The 18,338-nt window shown below is 62.8% G+C and carries 17 protein-coding genes; 7 read left to right on the top strand and 10 right to left on the bottom strand.

Features of this window, described 5'->3' with window-relative positions; all coding sequences use genetic code 11:
* Nucleotides 1-246 precede the first annotated feature (246 nt).
* Nucleotides 247-1,158 carry a LysR substrate-binding domain-containing protein gene (locus HX851_RS43195; RefSeq protein WP_177061561.1) on the top strand — a complete coding sequence of 304 codons (912 nt, stop codon included), beginning with the start codon at nucleotides 247-249 and terminating at the stop codon, nucleotides 1,156-1,158.
* A 9-nt stretch (nucleotides 1,159-1,167) separates the two neighbouring features.
* Here the strand turns inward: HX851_RS43195 and HX851_RS43190 are convergent, their stop codons facing one another.
* On the bottom strand, nucleotides 1,168-2,556 hold the full coding sequence (locus HX851_RS43190; protein ID WP_218173485.1) for an MFS transporter: 1,389 nt from the start codon (nucleotides 2,554-2,556) through the stop codon (nucleotides 1,168-1,170).
* A 31-nt stretch (nucleotides 2,557-2,587) separates the two neighbouring features.
* Nucleotides 2,588-2,989 carry a 5-carboxymethyl-2-hydroxymuconate Delta-isomerase gene (locus tag HX851_RS43185; protein ID WP_177061563.1) on the bottom strand — a complete coding sequence of 134 codons (402 nt, stop codon included), beginning with the start codon at nucleotides 2,987-2,989 and terminating at the stop codon, nucleotides 2,588-2,590.
* Nucleotides 2,990-3,086: 97 nt separating this feature from the next.
* On the opposite strand from HX851_RS43185, the gene HX851_RS43180 reads away from it, so the two are divergent.
* A complete protein-coding gene (locus tag HX851_RS43180; RefSeq protein WP_177064074.1) occupies nucleotides 3,087-4,031 on the top strand; it encodes a LysR substrate-binding domain-containing protein in 945 nt (314 codons plus the stop codon).
* Nucleotides 4,032-4,061: 30 nt separating this feature from the next.
* Here HX851_RS43180 and HX851_RS43175 read toward each other — a convergent pair whose 3' ends face one another.
* From HX851_RS43175 to HX851_RS43165, 3 genes are all read right to left on the bottom strand, one after another.
* Nucleotides 4,062-4,991: an AEC family transporter gene (locus tag HX851_RS43175; RefSeq protein ID WP_177064073.1), complete on the bottom strand. Its 930-nt coding sequence runs from the start codon at nucleotides 4,989-4,991 to the stop codon at nucleotides 4,062-4,064.
* A 146-nt stretch (nucleotides 4,992-5,137) separates the two neighbouring features.
* Nucleotides 5,138-6,202 carry a bifunctional DNA-binding transcriptional regulator/O6-methylguanine-DNA methyltransferase Ada gene (ada, locus tag HX851_RS43170; RefSeq protein WP_177064072.1) on the bottom strand — a complete coding sequence of 355 codons (1,065 nt, stop codon included), beginning with the start codon at nucleotides 6,200-6,202 and terminating at the stop codon, nucleotides 5,138-5,140.
* A gap of 105 nt (nucleotides 6,203-6,307) precedes the next feature.
* Nucleotides 6,308-7,009, bottom strand: a complete 702-nt coding sequence (locus HX851_RS43165; RefSeq protein WP_177064071.1) for a 2OG-Fe(II) oxygenase — start codon at nucleotides 7,007-7,009, stop codon at nucleotides 6,308-6,310.
* A gap of 192 nt (nucleotides 7,010-7,201) precedes the next feature.
* On the opposite strand from HX851_RS43165, the gene HX851_RS43160 reads away from it, so the two are divergent.
* Complete coding sequence (locus tag HX851_RS43160) at nucleotides 7,202-7,804, top strand: flavin reductase family protein (protein ID WP_177061573.1); 603 nt, start codon at nucleotides 7,202-7,204, stop codon at nucleotides 7,802-7,804.
* A 1-nt stretch (nucleotide 7,805) separates the two neighbouring features.
* Here the strand turns inward: HX851_RS43160 and HX851_RS43155 are convergent, their stop codons facing one another.
* Entirely contained in the window at nucleotides 7,806-8,447 is a 642-nt protein-coding gene (locus HX851_RS43155) for a LysE family transporter (protein WP_177064070.1), read from the bottom strand.
* 22 nt (nucleotides 8,448-8,469) lie between these two features.
* Nucleotides 8,470-9,438 (bottom strand): transcriptional regulator FtrA, encoded by a 969-nt coding sequence (ftrA, locus tag HX851_RS43150; protein WP_177064069.1) that lies wholly within the window; start codon nucleotides 9,436-9,438, stop codon nucleotides 8,470-8,472.
* Nucleotides 9,439-9,538: 100 nt separating this feature from the next.
* On the opposite strand from ftrA, the gene HX851_RS43145 reads away from it, so the two are divergent.
* Nucleotides 9,539-9,973, top strand: a complete 435-nt coding sequence (locus tag HX851_RS43145; RefSeq protein WP_177064068.1) for a rhodanese-like domain-containing protein — start codon at nucleotides 9,539-9,541, stop codon at nucleotides 9,971-9,973.
* 89 nt (nucleotides 9,974-10,062) lie between these two features.
* The gene (locus HX851_RS43140) at nucleotides 10,063-10,683 is read left to right on the top strand and encodes a TetR/AcrR family transcriptional regulator (RefSeq protein WP_177064067.1); all 621 of its coding nucleotides are present in this window, start codon (nucleotides 10,063-10,065) and stop codon (nucleotides 10,681-10,683) included.
* 18 nt (nucleotides 10,684-10,701) lie between these two features.
* Here the strand turns inward: HX851_RS43140 and preA are convergent, their stop codons facing one another.
* The 3 genes from preA to hydA form a co-directional block, all read right to left on the bottom strand.
* Nucleotides 10,702-11,982, bottom strand: a complete 1,281-nt coding sequence (preA, locus tag HX851_RS43135; protein ID WP_177061583.1) for an NAD-dependent dihydropyrimidine dehydrogenase subunit PreA — start codon at nucleotides 11,980-11,982, stop codon at nucleotides 10,702-10,704.
* Nucleotides 11,983-13,350 (bottom strand): NAD(P)-dependent oxidoreductase, encoded by a 1,368-nt coding sequence (locus HX851_RS43130; protein ID WP_177064102.1) that lies wholly within the window; start codon nucleotides 13,348-13,350, stop codon nucleotides 11,983-11,985.
* A gap of 73 nt (nucleotides 13,351-13,423) precedes the next feature.
* Complete coding sequence (gene hydA / locus HX851_RS43125) at nucleotides 13,424-14,863, bottom strand: dihydropyrimidinase (RefSeq protein ID WP_177061585.1); 1,440 nt, start codon at nucleotides 14,861-14,863, stop codon at nucleotides 13,424-13,426.
* Between the two features lie 550 nt (nucleotides 14,864-15,413).
* Here hydA and HX851_RS43120 point away from each other — a divergent pair.
* Entirely contained in the window at nucleotides 15,414-16,904 is a 1,491-nt protein-coding gene (locus tag HX851_RS43120) for an NCS1 family nucleobase:cation symporter-1 (RefSeq protein ID WP_177064066.1), read from the top strand.
* A 99-nt stretch (nucleotides 16,905-17,003) separates the two neighbouring features.
* Nucleotides 17,004-18,287 carry a Zn-dependent hydrolase gene (locus tag HX851_RS43115; RefSeq protein WP_177061588.1) on the top strand — a complete coding sequence of 428 codons (1,284 nt, stop codon included), beginning with the start codon at nucleotides 17,004-17,006 and terminating at the stop codon, nucleotides 18,285-18,287.
* Nucleotides 18,288-18,338 lie beyond the last annotated feature (51 nt).

The following is an 18,338-nucleotide window of genomic DNA, read 5'->3' as shown; positions in this document are numbered from 1 at the left end:
TCATCACGTGGCGACACGTTGGATGGGGTTTCAGCAGGGGTAAGTCGAAGCAACGGCTGCTTGTTCTTGTTGTGGGGCAAGAGCCGATGTCGCCAGTCTATGAGCGACCGCGGGGCTCGATGATGAGTAAATGCCATACACTCATGCGTAATCGGAATAGTTTGCCGGCGCTGATTGCCCGACACTGGCGCCTGTCTCCGACTACCCGTCCTCATCATCGCCCAATAGCCATCGTCGGGAGCCACCATGCAGATCAAGTGGATAGACGACATCCTCGCGGTTGCCGAACTGAAGAACTTTTCCCGTGCGGCCGAAGTGCGCTGCATTACCCAGTCAGCGCTGTCGCGGCGGATTCGTTCCCTGGAGGAGTGGGTCGGGGTGGAACTGGTGGATCGCGGCACCTATCCGGTGCAACTGACCGCGGCGGGCCGGACCTTTTGCGAGCAGGGCCGGGAAACCCTTGCTGACCTGATGGAACTGCGCTCGACCCTGCGCCATGGCGACCGCATGCCCGGGCGCTCGATCCAGGTGACCGCCGGTCACAGCCTGTCGATGACCTTCCTGCCCAAATGGCTGATGCGTTTCCAGCGCGGTAATGCCGGCTTCAGTGCCCGGGTGGTGGCGGCCAATATCCATGATGCGGTCATCGCCCTGGCAGAAGGCGGGTGCGACCTGATGATCGGTTATCACCATCCCCAGGCACCGATCCTGCTCGACCCGGAAAAGTTCATCAGCCTGACCCTGGGACATGACTCGTTTATCCCGGTATCGGCACCGGACAAGCACGGGGCGCCGCTGTATGCCTTGCCCGGCAAGAAGAAAGCGCCACTGCCGTATCTGGCCTACACCGCCACGACCTTCCTCGGGCGGGTGGTGGAGGTGATCCTGAAGAACGCCGAAAGCCCCTGCGAGTTGAACCGCTGCTATGAGGCCGACATGGCCATGCTGTTGATGAAGATGGCCCAGGAAGGTTATGGCATCACCTGGATGCCCGAGAGCGCGGTGCTCGACGAACTGCACAAGGGCACCCTGGTCCGGGCCGGCGGCCCCGCATGGAGCGCCGATCTGGAAATCCGTTCCTATTGCTCGGTGACCAATGCCAACCCGACCATGCGCGAGCTTTGGAAGTCCCTGGAAGCCGAGCGTCGCGGCGCCTGAATGTGCTGGTCAGTGGCTGCCCGGCGCCGTCTGTGCGGATGCCGGTGTACCGCCGCGGGTCAGCGTCAGTATGCCGGCCAGCAGCGCCGTGATGCCCAGGAACACCAGGGCGGAGCCAGTGTGCTGGGTCCGGTCGATCAGCCAGCCCATGACACTGGGGCCGACGAACCCGGAGAGGTTGCCGATGGAGTTGATGAACGCGATACCGGCTGCGGCAGCCACACCGCTCAGGCGCTGGGTGGGCAGGTTCCAGAATAGCGGCAACGCGGACAGGATGCCGACGCTGGCCAGGGTCAGGCCGAGCAGTGACAGGGTAATCCGCTGGTCACCCAGTACCGTGGCAAAGAAGCCAGCACTGGCCACGAGTGCCGCGAGTCCCACATGCAGTCCCCAGCGGCGGGTCCTGTCGGCACTGCGGGCCACCAGGTTCATCACCACCGCCGCGCACAGGTACGGTATTGCCGTTAGCCAGCCGATGGTCAGTGTGTCGCTGACACCGGCGCCCTTGATGATCGTCGGCAGCCAGAAATTGATGCCGTACAAGCCCATCAGCAGCAGGAAGTAGATCAGCGCAAACATCAGCGTGACGGGATTGAACAAATCCTTGAGGCGATGGGTGTGCTGCTGTTGCCCGGGCGTTGCCAGGTCTGCTCGCAGCAGGGCTTTTTCCCTGTTGTCCAGCCAGTCGGCCTGTTGCGGCGTGCTCGGCAGCAGCCAGTAGACCAGGCCCGCCACCAGCACCGATGGCAGCCCTTCGATAAGAAACATCCAGCGCCAGCCCGCCAGGCCATGGGTGGCGTCCATCGCCGACATGATCCAGCCCGAGACCGGGCCGCTGATCACACCCGCCAACGCGCTGGCCGTCATGAACAGGGTGGTCATGCGTCCGCGCCGCTGCGCCGCAAACCAATAGGTCAGGTACAGAATCACGCCCGGAAAGAAGCCGGCTTCGGCCACGCCGAGCAAGAAGCGCTGGATGTAGAAGGCCGTCGGTGTCTGGATAAACATGGCGGCTGCCGAGACCAGCCCCCAGGTCAGCATGATGCGCGCGATCCATGCTCGTGCGCCGAGGCGATGCAGCAGCAGATTGCTCGGCACTTCGAAGAGGAAGTAGCCGAGGAAAAAAATCCCGGCACCGAGCCCATAGGCACTGGCGCTGAGTTGCAGGTCGGTCGCCATCTGCAATTTTGCCGTGCCGATATTGACCCGATCGAGAAAGGCCAGGACCTGGGCCAGCAGCAACACTGGCATCAAGCGCCAGGTGATGCGCAGGTAGATCGGATCCATTCGGCGGGGCGATGTGGCGGGAGACGCGATACTGTCGAGGTTGTCGTCTCTGGACGAGGTTTCCGGCAACGAGGTGCTGGGTAATGACGAATTATTTGAGTTGTATGTCATGGCGGTTTTCCAGGTGAGGCGGGGAGGCGGGTCAGGAAATCGGCGGGGCAATGAAGGTCATGCCGTCCTGCTGTCGCGAATCGGTTTTCAGGTAGGACGAGCGCTCGACACTTTCGATAAACACGCAGCACTGCCACCAGGAACGGCTATCGAAAGCATTGATCGCGGCTACGAGGCGGTCGTGGATGATCTGTGCCATTTGCTGCTGGACCTCTCGCGGGCGAGGATTCGTGGTGATCAGCCGGGCAATCACGAATTCGGCTTGCGGATCGGCTCCGGCCAGTGTCGCGTGACAGGCGTATACGCGGCTCTTGAAGTCGCCCAACCGGGCATGGCCGGTCGCGGCGATATCGGTGTGGATCGTGCTCATGATCTGCACGAAGTCCAGGCGGCTTAAAAGCCCTGCGGTGCTTTCAAAGACAATGTGAGGCATAGCGAGATTTTCTCGGACGGCAGGTGAGGCTTCATTTAAACAAGCATCTTTTGCATAATAAAATTATGTTTGTCTTGTTGAGGTATAAGGGTTTGTTATGAATACGGCTGCGATTGATCTCCGCCTGCTGCGCAGTTTTATTGCCACCGCTCGCTTGGGCAGCGTGACCCGGGCGGCTGCGTTGCTGCACCTGACCCAGCCGGCCCTATCGCAGCATCTACGTGAATTGAAGGACTTGATGGGGGTTCAACTGCTTGATCGTGTCGGACGCGGCGTGGCCCTGACACCGGCGGGTATCGAACTGTTCGGGCTACTGGAGCCATTGCTGGAAGACCTGGACACGGCGCTGGCTTCGGTTCACGGGTTGTCGAGAGAGGTGAAGGGACGCTTGCGGATCGGTGCCATTGACACCTATTCACGGGCGCTGGTGATCCCGGCGGTCGCCCAGCTCCTGCTTGCCCACCCTGATTTGAAGGTCTCGATCGAGGAAATGCCCGCGGCACAGATTGATAGGGCGCTGACCGAAAACGAGATCGACATCGGGCTGGCGTTTTCAAACCTGTCCAGCGCAGACATCGATCAGTGCACCTTGTTCGAGGAGAACCTGGCACTGATTCGCCTGCGTTTGGTGGGTGAGGGCCGTGGCCGCGCGCGTGTCTCGATGGAGGAGTTGGCAGGCCTGCGACTGGCCTTGCTCAATCGCAACTTCGCCATGCGGCGGCAGATCGATTCAGCATTTTCGCGTGCCGGCTTGCCGCTGGACGTGCGTGTCGAGGCGGCCAATGTCGATTCGCTGGTGCGGCTGGCGGACCGCGGCGATTGGGCGATCATTGCCAGTCCACTGGCTATCGACGATAGCGAACGGTTTGAGGTGCGCGACATCGATCATGTCGACCTGAGCCGTATCGCGGCGTTGCGCTGGCGCCGTGGCCGCTCGTTCTCCGCCGCCACCCTGGCCTTCAATCAACGACTGATCAATCGGCTCCGGCAGTTACCAGGCATTCACCTATCCAGTGAGGCGCAAGGGATGGCGGACGTCTGATGGGCCTGGTCGGGTCCTGAAGGGGGCCGGTCAGTTGCCGATCAGATACAGGCAGATCGACAGGGTCACCAGCGATCCCAGGGTGGAAATCAGGATGGTGCTCGACACCACCGAGGCTTCGCGCTTGTAGTACTCGGCCAGCATGAAGGGCCCGGTACCGGTGGGCAGGGCGCTCAGCAGCAGGGCCGAATTGGCCCACAGCGGTGGCAGGTGAAAGACCTTGAAAGCCAGGAACCAGGTCAGCAGCGGATGGCCGATCAGCTTGATCAGCACCAGCAGCGTCACGCCCTGGCGCGGACCCTGTTGCTTGTGGGCGAGGAACAGCCCGAGGGAGATCAGCGCGCAAGGAATGGTGGCGGCGCCCAGCAGGTCGAGGAACTTCTCGACCGGTGCGGGTAACGGCGCACCGCCCCAGGCCCACAACGCCCCGAGCAGTGGCGACACCACCAGCGGGTTTTTCGCCAGGGCCAGCAGCACCTTGAAGATGATCCGGTGCACCTGGCGCTCGGTCTGCAGGCCGACCTCTATACATACCAGGGCCAGTCCGAACAGTACGCAGACCACCAGCAGGGAGGCGATCAACGCCGGTTCCAGGCCATTCTGGCCCAGCACCATCACGCACAGCGGGATGCCGATATAGCCGGTATTGGCATAGGAGGCACTGAGGGCATCGATGCTCGCATCGGCGAAATGCCCGGCCTTGCGCCAGCGCAGCAACAGGGTCAGGACAAACATCGCCAGTGTGCTGAGGGTAAATGCCAGGACAAAGCCCGGGTGCCAGATCTGCTCCCAGGTGGCCGTCGCCGTGGCCTTGAACAGCAAGGCCGGCAGGCACAGCCAGACCACCATGCGGTTGATCTCGGAGGCCGCGTTGGGCCCCAGGCGATTGCTGCGACGGCAGATGAAGCCGACCAGGATCAGGGCAAAGATGGGCAGCAGGACGCTTAATACGGAAGACATTGAAGCCGGAGCCTTGGACATGCGCGGGTGGGTGGGGAAGGGTAAAGGGGGAGATCGTTAGCTTGCAATCTTTACCCGCGATGTTTCATGAGAAAGCCGCCTGCATGAGCCCCGCTGACACGACAAGGTCGNNCGACCTTGTCGTGTCAGCGGGCCTCGCGCTCCAGCAACTGCCGCTTGCGTTCCACGCCCCAGCGATAACCGGACAACCCGCCATCGCTGCGTACCACCCGATGGCAGGGGATCGCCACCGCCAGGCTGTTGGCGCCGCAGGCCTGGGCCACTGCACGGAAGGAGGTCGGTGCGCCGATCATCCGGGCAATCTCGGCATAACTCGCGGTGCTGCCCACCGGAATACTGCGCAAGGCCTGCCAGACCCGCTCCTGAAAGGCCGTGCCGCGCAGGTCCAGCGGCAGGTCGAGGCCGATGGCCGGTGCCTCGATAAAACCCACCACCTTGGCCACCAGTTGCTCGAATCCGCTGTCGCCACCGATGAAGTGAGCCTGGGGAAACTTGTCCTGCAGATCCCTGGCCAGCACGTCCGGGTCGTCGCCGAGCAGGATCGCGCAAACGCCGCGCTCGCTCTGTGCCACCAGGATCGCGCCGAGGGAGCACTGGCCGATGGCGAAGCGGATAGCGGTATTGGTACCGCCGGCGCGATAGTCGGAGGGTTTCATGCCCAGTACGCCGTTGGAGGTTTCGTAGAAACGGCTGCTGGCATTGAAGCCAGCCTCGTACAGCGCCTCGGTGACCGAACCGCCGCGGGCCAGTTGCGTGCGCAGTCTGCCGGCGCGATGGGCCGCCGCGTAGGCCTTGGGTGTCAGGCCGGTGACGGCCTTGAACACCCGGTGGAAATGGAACGGGCTCAGGCCAAGCTGTTCCGCCAGGGGGGTGAGCGACAATGCGCTGTCCGACGCCTCGATCAACTGGCAGGCCCGTGTCACCAGGGCCACGTGCTGCTCATTGGTCGAGGTCTGGTCGGCGGCGGCGCGGCGGCTGGGCCGATAACCGGCGGCCTCGGCTTGCTCGGCGGTGTCGAAAAACTCGACATTCTCCGGCCTGGGTCGGCGGGCGCTGCTGCTGGGCCGGCAATACACGCCCGTGGTGCGCACGCCATAGACGAACTCGCCATCGGCATTGGCATCGCGCGCCAGCACGGCCTGCCAGCGCGGATCGTTTTCCACGGGTGTTGTCTGGGTCGACGTATTCATGGTGCTCTCCTGTCGGAAGGTTCAGCTCTCGCTCAGCTTAGGGGCGCGGCGAGATCGGAAAACTCCGAGTCTTGCGGTTGAATTCTACTGCCTGCGAGCAGGATGTCAGGTGGCGTCATGAAAGATGATGCCCAGGGTATGGCGCCGTCCCGTGTACACGCGGCTGACGCCATGGCGCATATTGACCCGATAGGAACCGCGACTGCCCTGCACCGGTCGTTGCGACACGGCAAAGATCAGTGCGTCGCCCTGTTTCAGCGGTGCCACCTGTGGGCGGCTCTGCATGCGCGGACGTTGTTCGGTCAGGACGAACTCGCCGCCGCTGAAATCCTCTCCCGGTCGTGACAGCAGTATCGCCACCTGTAGGGGAAACACCTGCTCGCCATACAGGTCCTGATGCAGGCAGTTGTAGTCCCCGGCGTCATATTGCAGCAGTAGCGGTGTGGGACGTTGCTGGCCGGCTTCATGGCAATGCTGGAGCAGCGCCTGGTGGGTCACGGGAAAGATAGTGGCGACCTGCATGCGCTGGTTCCAGTCATTGGCGATCAGCGCCAGCGGCGGATAAAGCGCCGTGCGCAGTTGCTGCACGGAGTCCGGCAACGGGTAGGCGAAGTACTGGTATTCACCCTGGCCGAAACCATGGCGGGCCATGACCACCCGCGAACGAAATACCTCCTTGCGCGGGTAAAGGGCCGCCAGCTCCTGGCACTCTTCGGAACTGAGCAGGCTGGGCAACAGCGCGTTGCCTTGCTGGTTCAGGTCGTCGCGGATCGCCTGCCAATCCAGGGCGCGTATTCGGCTATGCATGATGAGGTGGCCTCGAACTGTCTGCGGAACCGGCAGTCTGGCGAGCTGACGGGGCGCGGACACTCCGACTCTTGCGGTCGAATTGGCAGGCCTGGGCCAGAAATGCGCCGCTGCCCTGATCGAGGGGGCTGTGCTTCCCCGGCGCGCTCGCCTAGGATGCTCCCTCTGTACCCTTGTCAGGAATCCTCGCTCATGTCCGCCGCTGCCTATCGTCTTGCCGTGCCGCTGTCCAAAGCCTACCGCCTGCTCAACCACGGCCCGACCGTGCTGGTCAGCGCCGCCCACGACGGCCAGCGCAATATCATGGCAGCCGCCTGGGCCATGCCGCTGGATTTCGAGCCGCCGAAGATCGCGGTGGTGGTCGACAAGTCGACCTGGACCCGGCGCCTGCTGGAAGCCTCCGGTACTTTTGTGGTGAACGTGCCCTGTGTCGCCCAGGCCGATATCGTCCAGACCGTGGGCACCACCTCCGGTCTTGAGCTGACCCAGAGCCACAGTCGCGACAAGTTCGACGCCTACGGCCTGGAAACCTTCGTCGGCGAGAAGATCACCGCGCCGATGCTGGAAGGCTGCGTGGCCTGGCTGGAGTGCCGGCTGCTGCCGGAGCCGCGCAATCACGAACAGTACGATCTGTTCCTCGCCGAAGTGATCGCGGCCCAGGCCGACTCACGGGTGTTCAGCGACGGGCGCTGGCATTTCGAAGGGCATGACGCCTTGCGTACCTTGCACCACGTTGCCGGCGGACATTTCCTGAAGATCGGCGACGCGGTGGATGGCGAGCGGCTGCGGCCCTGACTCAGCGATTGGCCATCAGGTGGGCGCCGAACAGCAGGTAGCAGGTGCCCGCGAAACGGTCCAGGCCCTTGCGGCAGCGGCTGTAGAACGCTGACATACGCGTGCTGGCAAACACCAGGGCGACGCTGCAGTACCAGCAGAAGGACAGGCTCGCCATGGTTGCGACGGCCATCGCCAGCAACGGCGCCGGCGGTGAACTGGGCATGGTGGTGGCAAAGATCGTGGCGACAAACAGCGCCGACTTGGGATTGGTCATATTACCCAGCAGGCCGCGCATATAGGCGTAACGCAAGCTACGGCGCGGCTCGGCGAGGGTGGGCTGCTGCCCGCCCACCGCTGGCTGTCGGCGCAGGAACAGCTTCACGCCGAGATAGACCAGGTAAGCGCCGCCGGCGATCTTCAGCACCAGGTACAGGGCTGGTGCCGCGGTAAACAGCGACTTGATCCCCAGACCACCGGCCAGGCCCCAAAGCACCGTGCCGGTAGCGACACCCAGAGCACAGGCCACGCCATGCTTGCGCGAGTTGCCGGCGGCGAACTGGGCGGTGGTGAAGAAGTTCGGCCCGGGGGTCACCACGGCGACGGCCCAGAGCAGGGCAAGGGAAATCAGGGGGCCGGCATACATCAGGTTCGGGGTATCCATGGGGTAGATGTCTCGGTGCTGTTCAAGATTTTTGTGCCTGCCCGAAGCGTTCGCGATAAACCGACGGGGGTAGCCCCACCAGACCGCGAAACGCCACGCGGAAACTTTCGACGGAGCGATAACCGCATCGCTCGGCGATACGATCACTGCTTTCGCTGCCACTTTCCAGCAATTCCCGGGCCCTGGCCAGCCGTTCGTGCTGCAGCCAGGCCTTGGGGGTGATGCCGGTGGCTTCGCTGAACCGGCGCAGGAAGGTGCGTTCGCTCATGGCCGCCTCGCTGGCGAGCTGGCGCACTTCCAGCGGCTCATGCAAGCGTTCACGGGCCCACTGCATGACCCGCGACAGATCATTGCGTGGTGTCCGGCCGACCGGTGCGGGAATGAACTGCGCCTGGCCGCCGGTGCGCTGGGGTGACATTACCAGTCGCCGGGCCACGGTATTGGCGACCTGGGTGCCGAAGTCCCGGGCCACCAGGTGCAGGCAGGCATCGATCCCGGCTGCGCTGCCGGCCGAGGTGATGACCTGCCCGGAATCGACGTACAACACGTCGGGATTCACCTCGATGGCGGGGAAGCGTTCGGCGAGTTCCTGCGCGTATCGCCAGTGGGTGGTCGCCTGGCGGTCATTCAACAACCCGGCGGCGGCCAGCACGAAAACCCCGGAACAGATCGAGACGATCCGCGTGCCGCGGGCATGGGCCCGTTGCAGGGCTTCGAGCAGTGCGGCGGGCGGCGGCTCGCTGCGGCTGCGCCAGCCGGGCACGATCAGCGTACGGGCATCCTTCAGCGTTTCCAGGCCGCCGTCGGCCAGCACCTGTATCCCGCCCATGGCGCGCATCGGGCCGGGGTCGACGCCGACGATGCGGTGCTCATACCAGGGGAAATCGAACTCCGGACGCGGCAGGCCGAAGATCTCCACGGCAATACCGAACTCGAAGGTGCAGAGGCCGTCGTAGGCCAGGATCGCAACCAGACCGGGGAAAACAGGCATTTGGCGGAAACCTACCAGTGAGTGTCTTGTGCGCCACTGTAGCGATAACGATGGGCTGGATAAAGTGTTTCCACATCCACTGATTGCAAAGGTTCACACCATGACCAGCCTGGTTCGCAGTATCCCCGCCGCCTCTTCGGCGATTGCCCTGATGCACTTCAGCAATCGCCTGACGTTCGAAACCGACTGCTCCGATGTGCAGGCCAGCCAGCAAGCTGGTGAGGTCGATTTTGTCCTGGTGGACGTTCGCGGCGAAGCCGCCTTCTCCCGTGGACATGTGCCAGGGGCGATCAATATCCCCCACCGGCTGATGACCGCCGGGTTTCTCGCCCACTACCCGAAAAGTACCTTGTTCGTGGTGTATTGCGCGGGACCTCATTGCAACGGGGCCCAGCGTGCGGCGCTGAAGCTGGCTGCGCTGGAGTACCCGGTGAAAGAGATGATCGGCGGGCTGACCGGCTGGCTGGACGAGGGCTTTGTCCTGGTGGGAGATGCGCCACCGCAGCGCCGGGACGGGATTGCCTGCGCCTGTTGAGGCCGTCCGCGGACATGTCCCCAAGCGCGCTATACCGTGTGCCCGGCACGGGTGATAGTCTTGGGGCATGTCGTTTGCAGGGAGCCCTTATGGGCAATCACAAGATCGGGATTCGTCGCAGTAACGTCGAGAAGATTCTCCTGGGGGCCGAGAAGGTCTTTGCCGAAAAGGGCTTTGGCGGCACCGCCATGGCCGATATCGCCGAAGAGGTGCAGTTGCCGCGTTCCAACCTGCACTATTACTTCAGTACCAAGAGCGAGCTCTACAGCGCGGTGCTCCTCGACCTGCTGGAAGTATGGAAACAGGACGCACTGTGCTTCGAGATGTTCGACGATCCGCGGGTGGTATTGAGCAGCTACATCCGCGCCAAGATGAATCACTCGCGGACCCGGCCCCATGGTTCGAAAGTCTGGGCCAATGAAATCATCCATGGCGCGCCGACCCTGGGCGAGACCCTCGATCTGAGCCTGTATGACTGGGCCAAGATGAAGGAGGCGAAGATTCGCCAGTGGGTGGAAGACGGCCGGATTCTCCCGGTGGAGCCTTCGAGCCTGCTGTACATGATCTGGGCCTCGACCCAGCACTACGCCGACTTCAACCATCAGGTGACGATTCTCAACGACCACCAGCCGCTGTCGGACCTGCAGTTCGAAAAGGCGGTACAGACGGTGACCCAGGTGATCCTGCGGGGGATCGGGCTGGAGCCCTGACCCCCGCGGGTCATCCGCCTAGCTGGCTTCCTTGATGTGGTAGGGATTGCGCGGATCGTGGTTCCAGTCGAGAAACGGCTTGCCGTTTGCCTGGGGCACCATCTCGATGCAGTCTTCCACCGGGCAGGTGATCTGGCACAGGTTGCAGCCCACGCATTCGGCGTCGATCACTTCATAGCTGTGGCTGCCATCGGCCTGGCGCAGGCTGGCGATGGCCTGGTGCGAGGTGTCTTCGCAGGCGATATGGCAACGGCCGCAGCCGATGCAGGCATCCTGGTCGATCTTCGCGATGACCTGGTAGTTGATGTCCAGGTACTTCCAGTCAGTGGTATTGCCCACCGCCTTGCCGGAGAACTGCTGCAGGCTTGCGTAGCCGTGACTGTCCATCCAGCGCGACAGGCCGTCCTTCATTTCATCGACGATCCGGAAGCCATGGAGCATCGCCGCCGTGCACACCTGCACCGCGCCGCAGCCAAGGGCGACGAACTCGGCGGCATCGCGCCAGCTGCCGATACCGCCGATGCCGCAGATCGGCAGGCCGTGGGTCAGCGGGTCGCGGGCGATTTCCGCGACCATGTTCAGGGCGATGGGCTTGACCGCCGAGCCACAGTAACCGCCATGGGTGCTCTGGCTGCCGACCATGGGCAGGGCGACCATGCGGTCGAGGTCGACACTGGTGATGGAGTTGATGGTATTGATCAGCGACACCGCGTCGGCCCCGCCGCGATGGGCCGCGCGGGCCGACAGGCGGATATCGGTGATGTTCGGGGTCAGTTTGACGATCACCGGCAGCGAGCAATACGTCTTGCACCAGCGGGTGACCATTTCCACATATTCCGGCACCTGGCCGACCGCCGCGCCCATGCCGCGTTCCGGCATGCCATGGGGGCAGCCGAAGTTCAGCTCGATGCCGTCGGCTCCCGTGGCTTCCACCAGGGGCAGGATGAATTTCCATGACTCTTCCTCGCAGGGCACCATCAGCGAAACGATCAGCGCCCGGTCCGGCCAGTCTTTCTTGACCTGGGTAATCTCCCGCAGGTTGATCTCCAGGGAGCGGTCGGTGATCAGTTCGATATTGTTGATGCCCATCACTTCGCGGTTGGGCCCGAAGTGCGCCGAGTAGCGCGAGGACACGTTGACCGCGGCGGGGTCTTCGCCCAGGGTTTTCCAGACCACGCCGCCCCAGCCGGCCTCGAAGGCGCGGACCACGTTATAGGCCTTGTCGGTGGGCGGTGCGGAGGCCAGCCAGAACGGATTGGGTGCCTTGATGCCAGCGAAGACAATCGAGAGATCAGCCATTTATGCGGCCTCCACATTGAGCAGGAGTTGGGTGTGGATGGCTTCGGCGGCCAGCTTGCCGTGCTGGACGGCCTGGACCGTGAGGTCCTGGCCGAGGCTGGTGCAGTCGCCGCCGGCATAGACGCCGGGCACGCTGGTGCGCAGGTGTTCGTCGACTTCGATGCGATCGCCCTGGCGGCGCAATTCGCGGGCCAATGGATCGTCCAGGGCGCTGTCGTCGAAGGTCTGGCCGATGGCCTTGAAGATGGCGTCGGCGGCCAGTTCAAAGGTTTCGCCGGTGCTTTGCAAGCGACCGTTTTCCAGGCGGGTACGGGCAAAGCGCATGCCGCGGACCTGCCCCTGGTCGTTGAGCAGCACCGCTTGCGGTTGGGCCCAGGTCAGCAGGCGCACCTGATTGGCCTTGGCGATCTCCTGTTCATGGACGGTAGCGCCCATGTCTTCCAGGCCACGGCGATACACCAGGTTGACGTCCCGGGCGCCAAGGCGGGCCATCTGTACGGCCATGTCGATGGCGGTATTGCCGGCACCGAGGACGATGCAGCGGTTGGCCAGCGGCAACTGGCTGAGGTCGCTGGCCTGGCGCAGTTCGCTGATGTACTCGGTGGCGGACAACAGTCCCGGTGCGTCTTCGTGTGCCAGCCCCAGTTGGCGGCTGGCGGCCAGGCCAAGGCCGAGGAACACCGCGTCATACTGCGCGTGCAGTTCGCTCAGGGACAGGTTGCTCCCCAGTTTCTGTCCGTGCCGGAGCTCGATGCCACCGATCTGCAACAGGAACTCCAGTTCGTGCTGGGCGAAATCGTCCACCAGCTTGTATTTGGCAATACCGTACTCATTGAGGCCGCCGGCTTTTTCCCGCGCCTCGAAGATCACCACGTCATGGCCGTGCATGGCCAGTCGATGGGCACAGGACAAGCCGGCCGGGCCGGCCCCGACCACGGCGATCCGCTTGCCGCTTGTCGCCGCGCGCTTGAACGGGTGTTCGCTGAAGTGCGCGTTGTCGACGGCAAAGCGTTGCAGCAGGCCGATCAGCACCGGGGCGCACTCCTGGCTGTTGTTGCGCACACAAGCCTGCTGGCAGAGGACTTCCGTCGGGCAGACCCGGGCACAACTGCCACCGAGGATATTGGCCTCGAGGATCTTCTGCGCGGCACCCTGGACATTATCCTGGTGGATATTGCGAATGAAGGACGGGATATCGATATCGCTGGGGCAGGCGTTGACGCATGGGGCGTCGTAGCAATACAGGCAGCGCGACGCCTCCAGGTGGGCCTGGCGGGCGTTCAGCGGTGGTGCCAGGTCGGTGAAATGGGCGGCGAGGGCGGCCGGGTTTTCACTGGGATGGGGGAGATGGCTCAGGGTCTTGATCACGGTGAAGGCCTCACGGTTCTGTGCGGGCTGCCTCTGGACGGGCATTGGCTGTATCTCTGGCGGACCTGGGCGCTCAGCGCTTGACCGCGGTCGGGCGCTGCTGTTCGGCGCGCTTGCTCAACAGGTCGAACACCGCCGGATAGGCCGGGCGCTCGATATAACGTCCGGCGCCGCGTTCGGCGCGCAGGTCGCCATTGGCCCAGACCAGCTTGCCCTGGCTGATGGTATGGCTGGGAATGCCACGCACGGTCTTGCCTTCGAAGATATTGAAGTCGACCTGCTGGTGGTGTGTCTTGGCGGAGATGGTCCGGCTGCCTTGCGGGTCCCAGAGCACCAGGTCGGCGTCGGCACCGACGCGGATCGCCCCCTTGCGCGGAAACAGGTTGAAGATTTTCGCGGTGTTGGTCGAGGTCAGGGCGACGAAGTCCTGCATCGACAGGCGCCCGGTATTGACCCCTTCATCCCAGAGCAGCGCCATGCGGTCCTCGATCCCGGCGGTGCCGTTGGGGATCTTGCTGAAATCGTCGCGCCCGGCGGCTTTCTGTTCGGCGCAGAAGCAGCAATGGTCGGTCGCGGTGGTGTGCAGGTTGCCCGATTGCAGGCCATGCCACAGTGCGTCCTGATGTCCACGTGGGCGGAACGGCGGGCTCATCACATAACCGGCGGCGGTCTGCCAGTCGGGATCGCGGTAGACGCTGTCGTCGAGCAGCAGGTGCCCGGCGAGGACTTCACCATAGACCGGTTGGCCCTTGGCACGGGCATAGGTGATTTCATCGAGGGCTTCACGGGTCGACACATGCACCAGGTACAACGGCGTACCGAGGGTTTCGGCGATGCGGATCGCGCGGCTGGCGGCCTCGCCCTCGACCTGGGACGGACGCGACAGCGGATGGGCTTCAGGCCCGCTGATACCTTGCGCCAGCAGTTTGCGCTGCAAGTGGTAGACCAGTTCGCCGTTCTCGGCATGTACCGTGGGGATCGCGCCCAGCTCCAGGCAGCGTTCGAAGCTGGCCACCAGGGTATCGTCGGCCGCCATGATCGCGTTCTTGTAGGCCATGAAATGCTTGAAGCTGTTGACACCGTGATGGCTTACCAGCTCGGCCATTTCCTCGCGGACCTGTTCGCTCCACCAGGTGATGGCAACATGAAAACCGTAGTCGGCGGCGGATTTCCCGGCCCAGCCGCGCCACTGGTGAAAGGCTTCCAGCAGGGACTGTTGAGGATTTGGAATCACAAAGTCGATGATCGAGGTGGTGCCACCGGCAAGGCCTGCCGCCGTACCGCTGAAGAAGTCCTCGCTGGCGACAGTACCCATGAAGGGCAGTTGCATATGGGTGTGGGGATCGATGCCACCTGGCATCAGGTATTGCCCGCTGCCATCGAGTACTTCACAACCTGATGGAACTTCAAGTTGGCTGCCGATGGCTTTGATCAGGCCATCGGCGCAGAGCACATCGGCGCGATAACTTTCTTCATGGGTAATGAGGGTGGCACCACGGATCAACAGAGACATACCGAATTCCTCGCAGGCTTGACCGGTTCGTGCCGGTTCTAGGTTTTGTACGGGAAGCGTGCTGAAGGACAGTTGTAATCCTGTCAGCGGTGTCAAGATTAAAATCTAGTTGCTTGCCATGAAATGAGCAAGATTATTTTTTATAAGCTTATTCGTTAAATAACTAATTGAAAAATAACGTATTAAAATGAAAATCACCAAAATGGTGAGGCTTCTCACCATTTTGACGCACTTGACAAGATTAAAATCTAAGCGAGATTTTATATGGCAAATCAGCTGCTTGAGCGGATGCTCGACCGCTGATGGTCGGCATGAAAAAAGTTGGCTGCACCACTTTGAGTCCTGATATTTCGCAGTGCTTGTCCGCATTCAGCCTGAGTGTTTGAAGACAAATCCTCCAGGACTCACGGAAGAGTTTTATAAAGCTGATAAAAGTCAGCGTGTTGTAACTGTTTTGCCGATCGATTGGGCAGGTTTTCAGAGAACCCGGCACGCTTATTGAGTGCCGCCGACGACACACTAAAAAATCAGAACAACAGTGGAGCGGCCAATGCAACAGAACCGATCGCAAGTGACCGAGCGTGATGGCTTGTATGAGCTGGAAGCCGGTAACGACGTCCTTGACAGTCCCCGTTACAACCACGACATCGCCCCGACCAAGGTGCACGAGCGCACCTGGAACCAGTGGCATATCACCGCCTTGTGGATCGGCATGTCGATCTGCGTGCCGACCTACACCCTGGGCGGTGTCCTCACCGCGTATTTCGGGCTGACGGTGGGTGAGGCGCTGCTGGCGATCCTGCTGGCCAATATCGTGGTGCTGATTCCCCTGACCCTCAATGCCTTTGCCGGGACCAAGTACGGCATTCCATTTCCGGTGCTGTTGCGTTCGTCCTTCGGGGTGATCGGCTCCAACGTGCCGTGCCTGATCCGCGCCCTGGTGGCCTGCGGCTGGTTTGGCATCCAGACGATGTTCGGCGGGCTGGCGATCCACCTGTTCCTGGGCTCGATCTTCGATGGCTGGAAGTCCCTGGGCGGCACCGGCGAGGTGATCGGCTTCATGATCTTCTGGTGCCTGAACCTGTGGGTGGTGCTGCGCGGGGCGGAGTCGATCAAGTGGCTGGAAACCCTTTCGGCACCGCTGTTGGTGCTGGTCGGCCTGGGGTTGCTGGTGTGGGCCTTGCCACACATTTCCCTGACCGAGTTGCTCGCCCAGCCGCCCAAGCGGCCTGAAGGCGCCAGCGTCTACGGCTACTTCTTTGCCGGATTGACGGCGATGGTCGGCTTCTGGGCGACCCTCTCGCTGAACATTCCCGACTTCAGTCGTTACGCGAAAAGCCAGAAGGACCAGATCGTCGGGCAAATTCTCGGCCTGCCATTGACGATGTTCCTGTTCGCCGCGCTCGGCGTGGTGATGACGGCGGCCTCGGCGTCGCTGGTAGGGCAGACGGTGTCCGATCCGGTCAGCCTGATCGGGCATATCCAGAGCCCGGTCTGGGTTGCCCTGGCGATGGCCCTGATCATCATCGCCACCTTGTCCACCAACACGGCGGCGAACATCGTCTCGCCCACCAATGACTTCCAGAATATTGCCCCCAAGCTGATCAATCGGACCACCGCGGTGATGCTGACCGGCCTGGTGGGGTTGCTGCTGATGGGCCATGAACTGCTGAAAAAGCTCGGCCTGCTGGTCTCCGATGTGAGCCTGGAGACGGTCTACTCCAACTGGCTGCTGGGCTACTCGAGCCTGCTCGGGCCGATTGCCGGGATCATGGTAGTGGACTATTTCATCATCAAGCAGCAGCGCCTGGACCTGGCCGGTTTGTACCGTGACGATGTCTACCCGGCGTGGAACTGGAACGGTTTCCTGGCCTTCGGCGTACCGGTGGCGCTGACCCTGATGTCCCTGGGCAGCAGCGCGTTCAGCTGGTTCTACGACTACGGCTGGTTCACCGGCTCGGCGCTGGGTGGCGTGCTGTATTACGGGTTGTGCCGGCTGGGCAGCGGCAAGGCCGTGGTGGCCGCCAAGCCATCGGTCTGATACTCCCGAAAAAGGTGGGCGCGGAGCGTCCAGGCCGACGTCCCCATCCCTGGCACGGGAGCGATCGGGAAACAACAGGAACTGTCTGAGGAGATCATCATGAACGCGTTGACCCACGTTCTGCAGTCCGACCATCAGCACATCAACAGTGAACGCCTGTGGCAATCGCTCATGGAACTGGCGCAGCTTGGCGCGACGGTCAAGGGCGGTGTCTGTCGCCTGGCCCTGACCGACCTCGATCGCCAGGCCCGGGATATTTTCGTTGGCTGGTGCAAGGACGCCGGCTGTACGGTGAGTGTCGATACGGTGGGCAATATCTTCGCCCGTCGACCGGGGCGCAATCCGCAACTGCCGCCGGTGATGACCGGTAGCCATATCGACACTCAGCCCACCGGCGGCAAGTTCGACGGCTGTTTCGGCGTGCTGGCCGGGGTGGAAGTGCTGCGCACGCTCAATGACCTCGGCATCGAAACCGAGGCGCCGCTGGAAGTGGTGGTCTGGACCAACGAGGAGGGTTCGCGGTTCCCACCCTGCATGATGGGCTCCGGAGTATTCGCGGAAAAATTCACCCTCGAGGAAACCCTGGCCAAGACCGATGCCGAGGGGATCACCGTGGGCGAGGCCCTGGATGCCATCGGTTATGCCGGTCCGCGTGCGGCGACCGGGCATGCGGTGGGCGCCTATTTCGAGGCGCATATCGAGCAGGGGCCGATCCTTGAGGATGAGCGCAAGACCATTGGCGTGGTGCTCGGGGCGCTTGGCCAGAAGTGGTTCGACCTCAAACTCAAGGGCGTCGAGGCCCATGCCGGGCCGACGCCGATGCACCTGCGCAAGGATGCCCTGGTCGGTGCGGCCGCCGTGGTGGCGGCGGTCAATCGCGCAGCCCTGGGACACCAGCCCCATGCCTGCGGCACCGTCGGCTGCCTGCAGGCGTATCCGGGCTCGCGCAATGTGATCCCGGGGGAAGTGCGCATGACCCTGGACTTCCGGCATCTGGAGCCGGCGCGCCTGGATTCGATGATCGCCGAGGTCAGGCAGGTCATCGATAACACCTGCGGCGAGCATGGGCTGAGCTTCGAACTGACGCCGACCGCGGATTTCCCGCCGCTGTATTTCGACAAGGGCTGTGTCGAGGCGGTACGCAATGCGGCCGAGGGGTTGGGGCTGTCGCACATGAATATCGTCAGTGGCGCGGGGCATGATGCGATCTTCCTGGCGGAACTGGGGCCGGCGGGGATGATCTTCGTGCCGTGCGAGGGCGGGATCAGTCACAACGAAATCGAGAATGCCGATCCCAAGGACCTGGCGGCGGGCTGTGCGGTATTGCTACGGGCGATGCTGGCGGCATCCGAGGCGATTGCCGGCGGCAAGCTGGCGGCCTGACAGACCGTCGATGATGATCGTTCCCATGCGCAGCAAAGGAATGCCTCTCTG

This window comes from Pseudomonas gingeri (genome assembly GCF_013385635.1).
Lineage (GTDB): Bacteria > Pseudomonadota > Gammaproteobacteria > Pseudomonadales > Pseudomonadaceae > Aquipseudomonas > Aquipseudomonas gingeri_A.
The sequence above is the reverse complement of the archived record's forward strand: the minus strand, read 5'-3'. Positions and strand labels throughout refer to the sequence as shown.

What these genes read in the sequence shown, in the direction of transcription:
- hydA (WP_177061585.1), bottom strand. Translation starts at nt 14,863, where the DNA reads ATGTCTCTGTTGATCCGTGGTGCCACCCTCATTACCCATGAAGAAAGT.
- HX851_RS43140 (WP_177064067.1), top strand. Translation starts at nt 10,063, where the DNA reads ATGGGCAATCACAAGATCGGGATTCGTCGCAGTAACGTCGAGAAGATT.
- HX851_RS43175 (WP_177064073.1), bottom strand. Translation starts at nt 4,991, where the DNA reads ATGTCTTCCGTATTAAGCGTCCTGCTGCCCATCTTTGCCCTGATCCTG.
- ada (WP_177064072.1), bottom strand. Translation starts at nt 6,202, where the DNA reads ATGAATACGTCGACCCAGACAACACCCGTGGAAAACGATCCGCGCTGG.
- ftrA (WP_177064069.1), bottom strand. Translation starts at nt 9,438, where the DNA reads ATGCCTGTTTTCCCCGGTCTGGTTGCGATCCTGGCCTACGACGGCCTC.
- HX851_RS43115 (WP_177061588.1), top strand. Translation starts at nt 17,004, where the DNA reads ATGAACGCGTTGACCCACGTTCTGCAGTCCGACCATCAGCACATCAAC.
- HX851_RS43180 (WP_177064074.1), top strand. Translation starts at nt 3,087, where the DNA reads ATGAATACGGCTGCGATTGATCTCCGCCTGCTGCGCAGTTTTATTGCC.
- HX851_RS43190 (WP_218173485.1), bottom strand. Translation starts at nt 2,556, where the DNA reads ATGACATACAACTCAAATAATTCGTCATTACCCAGCACCTCGTTGCCG.
- HX851_RS43155 (WP_177064070.1), bottom strand. Translation starts at nt 8,447, where the DNA reads ATGGATACCCCGAACCTGATGTATGCCGGCCCCCTGATTTCCCTTGCC.
- HX851_RS43195 (WP_177061561.1), top strand. Translation starts at nt 247, where the DNA reads ATGCAGATCAAGTGGATAGACGACATCCTCGCGGTTGCCGAACTGAAG.
- HX851_RS43145 (WP_177064068.1), top strand. Translation starts at nt 9,539, where the DNA reads ATGACCAGCCTGGTTCGCAGTATCCCCGCCGCCTCTTCGGCGATTGCC.
- HX851_RS43165 (WP_177064071.1), bottom strand. Translation starts at nt 7,009, where the DNA reads ATGCATAGCCGAATACGCGCCCTGGATTGGCAGGCGATCCGCGACGAC.
- HX851_RS43185 (WP_177061563.1), bottom strand. Translation starts at nt 2,989, where the DNA reads ATGCCTCACATTGTCTTTGAAAGCACCGCAGGGCTTTTAAGCCGCCTG.
- preA (WP_177061583.1), bottom strand. Translation starts at nt 11,982, where the DNA reads ATGGCTGATCTCTCGATTGTCTTCGCTGGCATCAAGGCACCCAATCCG.
- HX851_RS43120 (WP_177064066.1), top strand. Translation starts at nt 15,414, where the DNA reads ATGCAACAGAACCGATCGCAAGTGACCGAGCGTGATGGCTTGTATGAG.
- HX851_RS43160 (WP_177061573.1), top strand. Translation starts at nt 7,202, where the DNA reads ATGTCCGCCGCTGCCTATCGTCTTGCCGTGCCGCTGTCCAAAGCCTAC.